Origin of the sequence: Acinetobacter sp. SA01 (genome assembly GCF_011319235.1) — a bacterium.
GTDB lineage: Bacteria > Pseudomonadota > Gammaproteobacteria > Pseudomonadales > Moraxellaceae > Acinetobacter.
Genome location: NZ_WXXM01000014.1, coordinates 22581 through 35688, shown reverse-complemented (window position 1 = coordinate 35688; position 13108 = coordinate 22581). Strand labels below are relative to the sequence as shown.

Here is a 13108-nt window from a genome sequence, read left to right as displayed (position 1 = left end):
TTACAGCCATTCACGGGTGTCATCTGCTACAGGATGACCTTCGGTAATATGTTTAATCATGGCGTAGGCAATACTGCCTTTAAATGGAATTTCAGGCAGTTGATCCATTTTAAAGAATTGCGCGTCGCTAATTTCTTCTTCTTGCAGCTTGATTTCTCCAGAAGCATATTCAGCACGGAAGGCGAGCATCAAGTTACTAGGGAAAGGCCAGGGCTGGCTGGCAAGATACTGAATATTTTTTACTTTTAATCCCACTTCCTCAAAAGTTTCACGGCGTACAGCTTCTTCCAGCGTTTCTCCTACCTCAACAAAACCGGCAATCAGACCGTACATATTACTTTTGTTGTTGGCATTTTTAGCCAGCAGAATTTCATCTTGACCACGGGTAATGATGGTGATGACGCAGGGCTGTACCCGCGGATATTGATGATAACCACATGCTGGGCAAACCATGGCATATTCAGTCGCATGGGCTTCAGTTGGATGTCCGCAATGACTACAGAACTTGTGGTTGCGGCGCCATTCTAACAGCTGGATGGCACGACTGGCGGCTTCAAACTGTTGGGTATTCCACAAGGTTAACAATTGACGGATAGGAACCAGTTGCAAGCCTACAGGAAGAGGCTCATTTTCGAGAAGGTCACGGGCAATCACCTGATCACCCGTGTTGAAGTGAAGGTCACTTGCTAAACGTTCTACCCGAGGGAGCTGAAAGTTTTCATCGACTAGAAGTTGATGTTGATGGAAGATATAAGCAAGTGACAATTCAGACATTAGGCAACAGTTTTCAGTTTTTCGCTACTTTGCAATGCTACATCAAACATCGACTGCAGGACAGGCTGTTTCGATTTTAAATTGTCGATCAGCATGTCGGCACTGGCTAAAGTATCGAGGGTGTGGTTGATTTGTTCAGCAGTAATCGTTGCAGAATTTTCAATTTGCTGTTGAATAAAGGTCGCAGCCGTATTCAATGAAGTTCGACCCGATTCGGCATTTAAGAACAGCAGGGCACCGCCAATTTCACGCAATTGGGTTGGAATATTCTCAAGCACAGCCAGATTTTGATCTTGCAGGTACTGCATCAAGATTTGGCTGGAAAGCTCAATCACGGCTCTAGTTTCGTTCAGTAAAGCCTCATGTGCTTCATCTAAACGGTCTAAAGAAATGTTCATATTATTTACACGAAGTTGTAAACGGCTTGAGGTGTAATGGCGTTCCAGAACACCAATCGAGTTCATGGCAGACAAAATGCAATTCATCAACTGCTGTGCAAAATTTTCATCTTTTAAGATATCACCTTGGCTAAGTGATGCAGCCTGACGCGATAAATCGTTATATGCTTCATTCAGGTTCAATACTTTAAAGATATTGGCAAGATTGAGTAATTGAGCTTGTAGTTGCTGCGTTTTCTCAGCGGTCATGTTTTGATAGTTGAATTCGATATCATTACGAATTTGCGCCATTTCTGTGGTCACAAGTTCACTAATGGTATGCATGGTATCAAAATCAGGACCATAAAGATGGCGGCTAAATACCTGCAATTGGGTATCGGTCAGATGATCTTCACCAATGTTTAACTGGCTACGGATATATTGAGCCGTCTCATCTTCCTGGCTAATGCACAAGCTTAAGATGTTGGCTAGATCAGACAGACTTGGCTTGAAGCGATCTGGAGCACTAAAATATTGTGCCATATTGCGTTCAATACCGATCAGGGTGCGTAAACGTACATCATTGATCAATAAATGGTTCACCTGATTAAATGCCACATGCACCAGATTCCAGTATTGTTTGCTTGGCGTATTTTCTGCCAGACCTGCCAAATAGGCACCGACCAGTTTGATCGCCTGCAGGTCAAATTCAGTTTCTTCCTGTTTCAGCAGCTTGTTTAAAGACAGTTTGTACAGGCGATGTACATATTGTGACTTTTCCAGACTTGGTGCTTGAGGCAGCTTAAAATCAGGAGTAATACAGTCCAGTAATGGCTCGATATACTGACCTTCATGGCTAATCGGTTTACCCAGCACAATTTCCAGACGATTCAGGGTTTCGAGCAGGAATTGTGGAATTTTAACTTCGCGTAAGCAAATAAATTCGATGTAACGTTTCAACATGGTGGTGCCTTCACTTAAGGCCACCACTTCTTGGGTATTAATTTGCGCAGGATTCTGCATAATCTTGCGCATTAACTCTGCTGAGTACTGGGCAATTTTAGCCAGACTTTGCATATCAATGAGCGCCAGCACCTGGGCACATTGTTCAAACTGATTTAGTGCATCGTCAATACCAAAGGGTAAAGTGTGGTCTTCTGCCAAAGAACTCACCGCTGATTCAACTAATTTAATTGAGTTATCAACCTCATTTTTTATTATCAGCAATGCAGTCGGGTCAAAATGAATAGAGGTTTGGTAAGAAGACATGGATCTGCACCTTTCCTAGTGTTTTATCTGTTTATGAGTAGCCCGTTCAAGGCCAAACTTCTTTGCGTTTAACTATAACGTAACTGTTAAACGTTTAAATACAAAAAACCACTAGAAATGTAGATTTTATTTTGCAAAAAGACAAGCTGTTCCATGTTTTTCTTCAAATTGTTTGACCCAATTCTCATGTTCTTCCAATTCTTCGGCTGAAGGTAAAATCACAGGCAGCTCTATTTGTACAGTGGAGCGGACTGCTTGACTCTGTTGTTGCTCGGCTTCGGTCAGGGTATCCATATCGAAAGACACCTGACCGCCGGTCATGGCTAGGTAGACATCCGCCAGAATTTCGGCATCGAGTAAGGCACCGTGGAAAGTACGGTCACGCTGCGGAATTTCATAACGGCGCACCAAAGCATCGAGAGAGTTCTTTTGTCCCGGGTGCTTGTTCTTGGCCATGGCCAAGGTATCGGTCACTTCACACACTTCCGATAAGGCCACAAAACCTGCACGTTTAAACTCCATATCGAGGAAGTTCATATCGAAGGTTGCGTTATGCGCAATAATTTCTGCACCTTTTAGGTAGTCAAACAGCACCTCGGCAATTTCTGCATAAAGTGGTTTGTCTTTCAGGAACTCATCTGAAATACCGTGAATATTTTCAGATTCACCCACCGGTTTTTGCGGGTTGATATAAATATGAATCGAACTACCAGTCAGTTTGCGGTTGACCATTTCAATCGCGCCCACCTCAATAATCCGGTCAGTGTCCTGAAAATAGAAACCGGTGGTTTCGGTATCCAGAATTAGCTGGCGAGGACCATGAACTTCTTTGCTTCGTGGCGTAATCATGATATGCGGGTGCAACGGTTTTTCGGAAGCAGTCGTAATGTTAGGTACAATCGTGTCTAGATCTTCACTTTGTTCCTGCATACTATTTGCCTGCTCGGTTTCTTGTTCTGTGTTTTCTAAGAATGTGCTTTCTAAGACTTCATTTTCTGAAGACTCATTTCCCAAAGACTCACTGTCATCTTGCAGCTCGGCTTCCATCAGGTCGAAACCAAAGGGGTCATCTAACAACCAGTCTTTTTCAGCTTTTTTTTTATCCAGCATATCCACTTGTTCTAAAACAGTTTCGGCAGATGATAGTAGATTTTTCATGGCCTTTAAGGTTTGATCGGCGCCCCGATTGGCCAGTTGATCGGCCATATCATTACCCGGATGTCCGGCATGACCTTTAATCCAGTTCCATTCAATGTCACGACCCTGACAAGTCGCATCCAGTAATTTCCACAGGTCCGGATTTTTGACATCTTTCCAGTTTTTCTTTTTCCAGCCATGAATCCATTCAGTAATGCCTTGTTTGACATATTTGGAATCGGTCCAGATGATCAGCTTGGCATCGCGCGGACAAAATTGGATACCTTCAATTGCCGCGGTGAGTTCCATGCGGTTATTGGTTGTTTCCGCTTCTCCGCCACACAATTTATGCTTTTCTGATTCTGTAATGATATATGCACCCCAACCGCCTAAACCAGGATTGCCGCGACACGCGCCATCGACATAGAGAGTGATTGTTTGAGTCATATAAACCAAATCCGAACGCTAAAATGAGAGTCAAATAAACCAGGTGATTGGCATATTGTATAACGCAATTTCACTTTAAAAGTGTATTACACGGTTATTTTTTAAATTCTTGTAACATTTATAGTGAAATCGCGCTAAATTAATCCCTTGTGTCTCCCTCATGCTTCACTACAATGGCAGATCTAAAAAATAAATTTTATACGAGTTGTTTGGATTTTTTTATGTATAAACCAACCGCGATTTTGTGGCAGCCTACATTACCCAATTTTTTAAAAATAACAGTACTGGGTTCAGCGTTAGCTGCATTGGGATTGTCAGGCTGTTCTTCAAGCCAAAGTGTGACACATGGCTCAAAATCGAAAATGGTGGGTTCATCCGGATACCTGGATGCCGACAGCTTGGATTCATTGGAAGATTTATTGTCTGCAACAGACATGAGCGCAGTAGAAGGCGATCGCCTGCTGATCTTGAAACATGGTGATGTCTGGAAGCGTATGACCGTCGGTTTCAAGATGGATCAGAGCCATTGGGACTCCCGTATTGAAGCACAGCGCGGCTGGTTCATTTCCCGACAACCTTATCTGGACCGTTTAAGTGCCCGTGCTTCACGTTATCTTTATCATACGGTGAAAGAAGCGGAACGCCGTGGTTTGCCAACAGAACTGGCTTTATTGCCAATTATTGAAAGTTCCTATGACCCTGCAGCGACCAGTAGTGCAGCCGCTGCCGGGATGTGGCAATTTATCCCAAGTACCGGACGGATTTATGGTTTAAGACAGACCAGCCTGTATGATGGCCGTCGTGATGTGGTGGAATCGACCCGTGCAGCTTATGAGTTTCTGGGCGGCTTATATAACCAGTTTGGTTCATGGGAACTGGCTTTGGCAGCGTATAACGCAGGTCCGGGACGGATCCAGCAGGCGATTAACCGCAATAAGGCGGCTGGCTTGCCTACAGATTACTGGTCACTGAAACTGCCTCAGGAAACCATGAACTATGTGCCACGCTTCCTGGCCGTAGCGCAAATTATTAAAAATCCGGGGGCCTATGGGGTGTCTTTACCACCGATTGCCAACCGTCCTCACTTTAGGGAGGTATCGGTCGGGCCGGTAAACTTAAATGAAGTCGCCTCCATTACCGGTTTAAGCCGTGCCGAGCTGTACCAGTTAAATCCAGGACATCGTGGGGACTGGGTTGATGAACAAAGCCCGATGAAGATCATTATTCCTGCGGATTTAAGTCCTGCTATTGATGTCCGGCTTAAAAAGTTATCACCAAGTTCAGGTGTGCTATGGGCAAGCACGGCAAAACCCTTTACTCCGGAAAGAAGCAATCCGCCTGAGCTAAATACGCAAGTGATTAATCCGGCAAAAACAGCACCACCGGTATTAGCTACAAACACGCCTAAAAGTTCTCAGCCAGTCACTGCTACCCCAGTGAATGCGACAAATCCTGTGGCCGTAACAGAGCCTTCAAGTAGCAAACGTATGGCTACGCCTCAAGGCTCTGATGCCTTGGCATCTTTTGCTGCAAATAGCGATATTCCAAGTGCACCACGTATTCCTGTTGCGGTGAGTCAGGTGGCGAATGTCAAGCCTGTCACTGTAGAACCTCCATTGTCTGCTGCTGAGCGTGAGCAGATTATGGCGGCAGTGAAAGCAGAAGGTGAAAATAAAACGCTAGAACAGGTACTGCAACCGGTAGCCAGTAAAGCTGAACAGGAAAAAGTCGTAGCAGAAATTAAAGCGATTGCACCGCAAGGCACCGAAATTGTTGATCCGTTTGACGGCAAAATTAAGTTAACGGCCATTCAAACCAGCCTGTCGGTCGCTGAACAGCAAGGTAAGGAGTTAACCAAAGGTTTTGCTTATCCAAAAGGCGTGGCGGAAAGTACCAAGCCTGATTCAGATGAAGCTAAACGTAACCAGGGTAAAAATTACGTTAAGACAGATACTGAAATTGTAGTGGTTGCACCGAAAGGAAAACGCAGTACCTATACCGTTCAACAGGGTGATACTTTAGCCGTTATTGCCATGAAAAATGGCCTGAACTGGCGTGATGTAGCCAAATGGAACCAGATTGATCCAAACTCGCCGCTGTACGTGGGAACCAGTATTTATTTATATGATGCTAAACCACAAAATAGCGAAAAAAATACCGAAACATCTTCATCGGCCAAGTCTAAAGCACAGCCTGAAACCTATGTAGTTCAGGCCAATGACAGTCTGACCGGAGTGGCCAGCCAGTTTGGCTTGTCGGTGAAGCAGCTGGCAGATTTCAACAATTTATCGGTCAGCAGTGGTTTGCGCGTAGGTCAAAAATTATCGTTAAAAGAAACTGCTCAAAGTCATTCCGATATTGTTGAAACTAAGAACAATAATTCAAAATCCGCTGCTAAAGTGAAGACCAAATCTTATGTGGTCAAACGTGGTGAATATCTCAAACTGATTGCTGACCGTTATGCCTTATCTAATCAGGAGTTGGCCGATTTAACCAGCGGATTAACTGCGGGCAGCAGCTTAATGGTGGGACAAAAAATTAATGTGCCACTGCATGAAGTAAACAGCAAGCCGGAAGAAAAAGTGAGTCCGGTTAAAATAGATCCGGTAGTCATTGAGCCATCCTATAAAACGGAAAATTATCAGGTGCAACGTGGCGATACTCTGTCGAGCATTGCAGCCAAATCGAAAATTGCCTTAACCGAACTGGCACAGCTGAATAAATTATCCAACAACAGTGGCGTCCGGGTAGGTCAAACCCTGAAGATTCCTGTAAGTTCAAATGTGCCGGAGAGTTATACCGTGCAATCCGGGGATAGCCTGTCGGCCATTTCTGCCAAATACAATTTAGGCATGGATTATCTTGCCAATATCAACGGTATTAACCGCAATACGGGTTTACGTTTAGGACAGCGTTTGAAACTAACGGGTGAAGAACCTGTCGCAGCATCTAACAAAGTAGAAGCGAAAATTGAAAAAGTCAGCTTTGAAAAGAGTGATAGCCATGTGGTTAAATCTGGCGAGACATTAAGCAATATTGCGAAAAAATATCATTTACAGCTGGATTATTTAGCTGCATTGAATGGCTTAACCCGCAATTCTACTGTCCGTATTGGGCAACGTTTAAAAATTGACGGGGATCTGCCAAAACTGGATGCTAAAGTGGATGAGCCTATCGCAAAAGCAGTGAAATCATCTAAAAATACCGATGCGTATACTGTGAAAGCGGGCGAGTCTTTAAATGCCATTGCCAACCGGACAGGGGTATCGGTTGCTGAATTGGCGGCGATGAATGATTTGAATGTTCGTGCCGGTTTACGTGTGGGGCAGCAGATTGTTATTCCTAAAACTGTGGTTGAATATAAAGTCAAACGTGGTGACACCCTGATTGGGCTGGCCAGCCGTTATGGTCTGGAAAGTTCCAAACTTGCAGAAATGAATGATATGCAACCCAATAAACAATTGCGAATTGGTGATGTGATTAAAGTTCCAAACTTATAACAATACGCAAAGACAGGGAGTCAGTTTAGATGTCATTTGCCAGGGCGAAATATTGGGGTTTTGCATGGGGGCTTAGTCTTTTGACACAAGGGCTATGGGCTGCCGTGCAGACCACGCCCTATATTGCCATTCATAGCCAGCCAAAATATGCTGGCTTGTCGGTCATGCCCTATGCCAATCCCCAGGCACCTAAAGGCGGTTATTTAAGTACTGCCAGTAATGGGACTTTTGACAATTTAAACAGTATGAATGGCAAAGGCAGCTCAACCGATGGGGTGGAGTATCTGTTTGATTCGCTGATGTCAAATTCGCTGGATGAGCCGGGGGTGATGTATCCCTTACTGGCGGAAAAAGTGACTTATGATCCCAAGCAGACCCGATATGTCATTTTTCATCTTAATCCCAAAGCGCGTTTTAGTGATGGCAGTGCAGTGACTGCCGAAGACATCAAATTCACTTTTGATACGTATCAAACCAAGGCCAATCCGGGACTGCAAATGTATCTGGCCGATCTGGATAAAACCGAAGTATTGTCCAAATATATGGTCAAGATGAGTTTTAAGTCTGCCAATAATGCAGAGATGCCGCTGATTCTGGCGCAGATGCCGATCTATTCCAAAAAAGACTGGCAAAAGAAGGATTTCACCCGGGTCACCATGCAACCGATTTTGGGATCAGGCCCTTATCTAATTGAACGGATTGATGCTGGTCGTAGCATCAGCTATAAACGCAATCCAAACTATTGGGGTAAAGACTTGCCGGTCAATAAAGGTCGATATAACTTTGACCGTTTGAAGTATGTGTATTACCGCAATCTGGATATTGCCTTTGAAGGCTTTAAGTCGGGGCAATATACCCTGCATGAAGAATTTACCGCACGTAAATGGGTGACTGAATATCGTTTTCCCGCCGTCCAAGCAGGCATGGTGGTGAAATATAGATTCAAGCATCAGAACCCGATTCCGACACAAAGTTTTGTCTTTAATACCCGCCGCACACCTTTTCAGGATATTAAGTTTCGCCAAGCCATCACCTACGCTTATGATTTTGAATGGCAAAACAAGGCGCTGTTTTACGGACAATATCGACGCTTACAAAGCTATTTTGCCAACAGTGAACTGGAAGCCAAAGGCACGCCCAGCCCCGCAGAGCTGGCCATTTTAAAACCCTATCTAGCCCGACTGAATCCGATTCAACGTCAGGGGGTGCTGCAAAACTGGAAATATCCGGTGTCGGATGCCAGCGGATTTAATCGCAATAATCTGTTGACTGCACGCCAGTTGCTCATCAAAGCCGGCTATACTTTTAAAAATGGCCGTTTGGTCGATACCCAAGGCAAGCCGATCCGGATTGAATTTTTAATCCATCAGGATGGTTTGCAGCGTACCTTGATGCCCTTTATCCGTAATATGAAACGTTTGGGTGTGGACGTGGCGATCCGCCATGTCGATGTGCCGCAGTATATTGAACGCATGCGGACCAAGGATTTTGACATGACCACCAACGTGATGCCGCAGTCGCTCAATCCGGGCAATGAGCAGGCACAGTTCTGGGGCAGTACCTCAGCAGATCAGCCGGGAAACTACAACTATGCCGGTATTAAAAATCCTGTGATTGATGCGATGGTACAGCAGGTTATTCATGCACCGAGTCGTGAGCAACTGGTGCTGAAAACCAGGGTGCTAGATCGTTTATTGCGTGCCGGTTATTATCAAATTCCGACCTACGGCAAGGGTGAAAACTGGTTTGCTTACTGGAACATGTATCATCAACCGAAAGTGAAACCGAAGTTGTCATCGGGCATTGACTATTGGTGGAGTGATGCCGGGCAAGCGCAAAAAGTCACCCGGTATTTAGGTCAAAAATAAACAATAAGTCATAACGCAGGCACAGGGAACACTGTTTCGATGGGCATATATATATTAAAAAGACTGCTGCTGATTATTCCAACGCTGTTTTTCATTTTGTTGATTAACTTTGTGGTGATCCAGATTGCACCGGGTGGACCGGTTGAGCAAGCCATTCAACAGGCAGAAGCTTTTCAGGGCCTGGGTGTAACGGGTGGCGAAACTGCTGCTGCAAAAAATAATTATCAGGGAGCAAAAGGCTTAAGTGCAGAAATGGTGGAGAAGATTAAAGCCCAATATGGCTTTGATCAGCCTGCGCACATCCGCTTCTGGGAGATGCTGAAAAGTTATGCCAGCTTCGATTTTGGCAGCAGTTTTTTTAAAGATAAGCCGGTCACGCAATTGCTGTGGGAAAAAATGCCGGTGTCCTTGTCCCTGGGGTTATGGAGCACTTTGCTGATTTATCTGGTGTCTATTCCTTTGGGTATTAAAAAGGCTCGTCAGCATGGCATGCTGTTTGATAAATCTACCTCCTTGTTACTGGCGATTGGTTATGCCGTGCCTGCCTTTGTATTTGCAGTGTTACTGATTGTGTTCTTTGCGGGTGGTTCCTATTTTCAGTGGTTCCCGCTGCAAGGTTTGGTATCGGAAAATTTTCACAGTCTAAGCTGGCTGGGCAAAATCAAAGACTATTTCTGGCATATGACCTTGCCTTTACTGGCCATGGTGATTGGTGGTTTTGCCGGGTTGACCTATCTGACCAAATATTCCTTTATGGAAGAATTAAACAAGCAGTATGTACTGGCAGCGCGCTCTAAAGGTCTGACAGAATCACGGGTGCTCTATGGTCATGTTTTTCGTAATGCCATGCTGATAGTGATTGCCGGTTTGCCTGAAGCCCTGATCGGGATTTTCTTTGTTGGCAACCTGTTTATTGAGATCATTTTCAATCTGGATGGTTTGGGCTTGCTGGGTTTTGAAGCGATTCAGCAGCGTGATTATCCGGTTATTTTTGGAACCCTGTTCTTATTTACCTTGTTGGGTCTGATTCTGCGATTAATCAGTGATGTGCTGTATCAGGTGATTGACCCGCGGATTAATTTTGATTCGCGAGGTGCTGAATAATGTCCCCGTTAATGCAAGCACGTTTGAAACGCTTTCAGGAAAATAAACTCGGTTTTGGCTGTTTAATCCTTTTTGCCGTGATTTTTATCTTATCACTATGCTCTGAACTGATCGCCAACGATAAACCGCTGTTGGTAAGTTATAAACATTCACTGTATGTGCCGGTGTTCAAGTCTTATCCGGAAACGACTTTTGGCGGGGTGTTTGAAACCGAAGCTGATTATAAAGACCCAGTCGTGCAGCAATTGATTGATGAAAAAGGCTGGGCGATCTGGCCACTGATTCAATATTCCTATCAAACACCCAATCTTGAACTGGCAGTACCGGTGCCATCTGCACCGACCTCGCAAAACTGGTTGGGTACTGATGATCAGGGACGAGATGTACTGGCCCGTATCCTTTATGGTTTGAGGGTTTCACTGCTGTTTGGTTTTGCACTCACAATTGCATCAGCGATTTTAGGTATTGCTGTAGGTGCGATTCAGGGCTATTACGGTGGCTGGGTCGATTTATTGGGACAGCGTATCCTGGAGGTATGGGGCGGTTTGCCGATGCTATTCATGGTGATGATTCTGGTCAGCATGTTCACCCCAAACGTCTATTGGCTGTTTCTGATTATGTTGTTATTTGGCTGGACCACTTTGGTGGGATTGGTTCGAGCAGAATTTTTAAAGGCACGTCATCTGGACTACGTCCGTGCCGCACGCAGTCTGGGCGTCACAGACCGAACCATTATGCTGCGCCACATCTTGCCCAATGCCATGAGTTCCAGCCTGTCACAGCTCCCTTTTATGCTCACAGCCAACATCACTGCACTGACGGCATTGGACTTTTTAGGCTACGGTTTACCACCGGATGCAGCCTCTTTAGGCGAGCTGTTGTTGCAGGGTAAATCCAACCTGAATTCACCATGGCTGGCACTGTCCGGCTTCTTTACTCTGGCTATTGTCCTATCTTTACTGATTTATATTGGGGAGGCGACACGTGATGCATTCGATCCAAGACGCCAATAATCCGCAAGCCTTGTTAAGCGTGCAGCATTTAAATATCCGGCAAGCAGAGCATGTGCTGGTAGCTGACCTGAATTTTCAGTTGCATGCTGGTGAAACCGTTGCACTGGTCGGTGAAAGTGGTTCGGGTAAGTCGATTAGCAGTTTGGCTTTACTCGGACTGTTACCTAGTACTTTGAAGATTCAAGGTCAGGCCTTATTGGGACAGCAAAATCTACTGGCACTGAAAACTGAACAGTTACGACAAATTCGTGGCCAGAAAATTGCCATGATTTTTCAGGAACCGATGACGGCTTTAAATCCCTTGCACAGGGTGGAAAAAATTATTGGTGAAACCTTATTGCTGCAAGGCTGGTCCAAACAGAAGACCCGGGCACGTATTATCGAATTATTGCAAGATGTCGGTATTACCGACCCTGAAGAGAAATTGCGCCGTTATCCGCATGAGCTTTCCGGTGGACAGCGGCAGCGCGTGATGATTGCCATGGCACTGGCCTTAGATCCAGACATTCTGATTGCCGATGAACCGACCACAGCGCTGGATGTTACCTTGCAAGCACAGATTCTCAAACTGCTTAAATCTTTGCAGCAAAGCCGAAATATGGCGATGATTCTGATCAGCCATGATCTTAATCTGGTACGTCGCTATGCCGATCAGGTCATTGTAATGAACAAAGGTGTAGTAGAAGAACAGGGCAGCGTAGCGGAAATATTTCAACAGCCGAAGCAGGCCTATACCCGAGATTTACTGAATCATGATTTTGGTGAGGCGCTACACATTCCAGAAGCTGAAAATTTATTGACCTTAAAGCAGGTTGCGGTGAAGTTCCCGATCAAGCAGGGATTACTCAACTGGGTCAAAGACTATTTTATTGCGGTCGAGCCTTTGGACTTACAATTAGTCCAAGGTGAATCGATTGGTATTGTCGGTGAAAGCGGTTCGGGTAAAAGTTCACTGGCTTTGGCTATTAGCCGTTTGATCAAAAGTGACGGTGAAATTGTGCTGCTCGGTACCGATTTAAACCAATGCAATGAAAAACAGTTACGGCCTTTACGTGCCGAATTTCAGATGGTGTTTCAAGACCCGTTTAGCAGTTTGAATCCGCGTTTGAATGTCGAGCAAACCATTGGTGAAGGCTTGGGTTTAAAAAAACTTTCTGCTACAGACATATCTCAGCGGATTGATGAGGCCCTGGAAAAAGTGGAATTGCCAATCAGCTTTAGAACTCGTTATCCACATGAGCTGTCAGGTGGACAACGTCAGCGTGTCGCCTTGGCACGCGCTTTGGTGTTGAATCCTAAACTGCTGATACTGGATGAACCGACCTCGGCGCTGGACCGTACCACGCAGCGTGCCATCGTGAAATTGCTCAGACGTTTACAGCAGGAACATCAGATCAGTTATCTGTTTATCAGCCATGACCTGCAAGTGGTTAAAGCCTTGTGTCAGAAGGTGCTGGTGCTGCGCCATGCGCAGGTCATGGAATTTCAAACGACTGAGCAGCTGTTTTTAAATCCGCAAACTGAATATACCCGTCAATTAATCGAAGCAAGTCAGTATGTTTAAAACTACTGACAAGTCATATTGTCAAATAGCCTATTGACGAATTGTATATTCAGGT

At 45.0% G+C, this 13108-nt stretch carries 8 protein-coding genes; 5 read left to right on the top strand and 3 right to left on the bottom strand.

The features are described 5' to 3' along the window. The 3 genes from nudC to dnaQ form a co-directional block, all read right to left on the bottom strand. Window positions 1–774 (bottom strand): NAD(+) diphosphatase, encoded by a 774-nt coding sequence (nudC, locus tag GTU69_RS12635; protein ID WP_166170963.1) that lies wholly within the window; start codon window positions 772–774, stop codon window positions 1–3. Beyond that, window positions 774–2420, bottom strand: coding sequence for a chemotaxis protein (locus GTU69_RS12630; RefSeq protein WP_166170961.1), 1647 nt, complete (start codon window positions 2418–2420; stop codon window positions 774–776). The genes nudC and GTU69_RS12630 overlap by 1 nt, the downstream gene beginning before the upstream one ends. A gap of 126 nt (window positions 2421–2546) precedes the next feature. Then, window positions 2547–4004: a DNA polymerase III subunit epsilon gene (gene dnaQ / locus GTU69_RS12625; protein ID WP_166170959.1), complete on the bottom strand. Its 1458-nt coding sequence runs from the start codon at window positions 4002–4004 to the stop codon at window positions 2547–2549. 221 nt (window positions 4005–4225) lie between these two features. Here dnaQ and GTU69_RS12620 point away from each other — a divergent pair, with 221 nt between their 5' ends. From GTU69_RS12620 to GTU69_RS12600, 5 genes are read left to right on the top strand one after another with little or no spacing between them, the layout of a single operon-like run. Beyond that, window positions 4226–7504, top strand: coding sequence for a LysM peptidoglycan-binding domain-containing protein (locus GTU69_RS12620; RefSeq protein ID WP_166170957.1), 3279 nt, complete (start codon window positions 4226–4228; stop codon window positions 7502–7504). Window positions 7505–7533: 29 nt separating this feature from the next. Further along, window positions 7534–9372, top strand: coding sequence for an extracellular solute-binding protein (locus tag GTU69_RS12615; protein ID WP_166170955.1), 1839 nt, complete (start codon window positions 7534–7536; stop codon window positions 9370–9372). Between the two features lie 39 nt (window positions 9373–9411). Further along, on the top strand, window positions 9412–10476 hold the full coding sequence (yejB, locus tag GTU69_RS12610) for a microcin C ABC transporter permease YejB (RefSeq protein ID WP_166170953.1): 1065 nt from the start codon (window positions 9412–9414) through the stop codon (window positions 10474–10476). After that, window positions 10476–11489 carry an ABC transporter permease gene (locus GTU69_RS12605; RefSeq protein ID WP_166170951.1) on the top strand — a complete coding sequence of 338 codons (1014 nt, stop codon included), beginning with the start codon at window positions 10476–10478 and terminating at the stop codon, window positions 11487–11489. The genes yejB and GTU69_RS12605 overlap by 1 nt, the downstream gene beginning before the upstream one ends. After that, window positions 11464–13053 (top strand): dipeptide ABC transporter ATP-binding protein, encoded by a 1590-nt coding sequence (locus tag GTU69_RS12600; RefSeq protein WP_166171022.1) that lies wholly within the window; start codon window positions 11464–11466, stop codon window positions 13051–13053. Before GTU69_RS12605 ends, GTU69_RS12600 begins: the two co-directional genes overlap by 26 nt. The last annotated feature ends 55 nt before the right edge of the window (window positions 13054–13108 follow it).

Coding starts and splice junctions, on each gene's coding strand:
- nudC (WP_166170963.1), bottom strand. CDS start 774: ATGTCTGAATTGTCACTTGCTTATATCTTCCATCAACATCAACTTCTA.
- GTU69_RS12630 (WP_166170961.1), bottom strand. CDS start 2,420: ATGTCTTCTTACCAAACCTCTATTCATTTTGACCCGACTGCATTGCTG.
- dnaQ (WP_166170959.1), bottom strand. CDS start 4,004: ATGACTCAAACAATCACTCTCTATGTCGATGGCGCGTGTCGCGGCAAT.
- GTU69_RS12620 (WP_166170957.1), top strand. CDS start 4,226: ATGTATAAACCAACCGCGATTTTGTGGCAGCCTACATTACCCAATTTT.
- GTU69_RS12615 (WP_166170955.1), top strand. CDS start 7,534: ATGTCATTTGCCAGGGCGAAATATTGGGGTTTTGCATGGGGGCTTAGT.
- yejB (WP_166170953.1), top strand. CDS start 9,412: ATGGGCATATATATATTAAAAAGACTGCTGCTGATTATTCCAACGCTG.
- GTU69_RS12605 (WP_166170951.1), top strand. CDS start 10,476: ATGTCCCCGTTAATGCAAGCACGTTTGAAACGCTTTCAGGAAAATAAA.
- GTU69_RS12600 (WP_166171022.1), top strand. CDS start 11,464: ATGCATTCGATCCAAGACGCCAATAATCCGCAAGCCTTGTTAAGCGTG.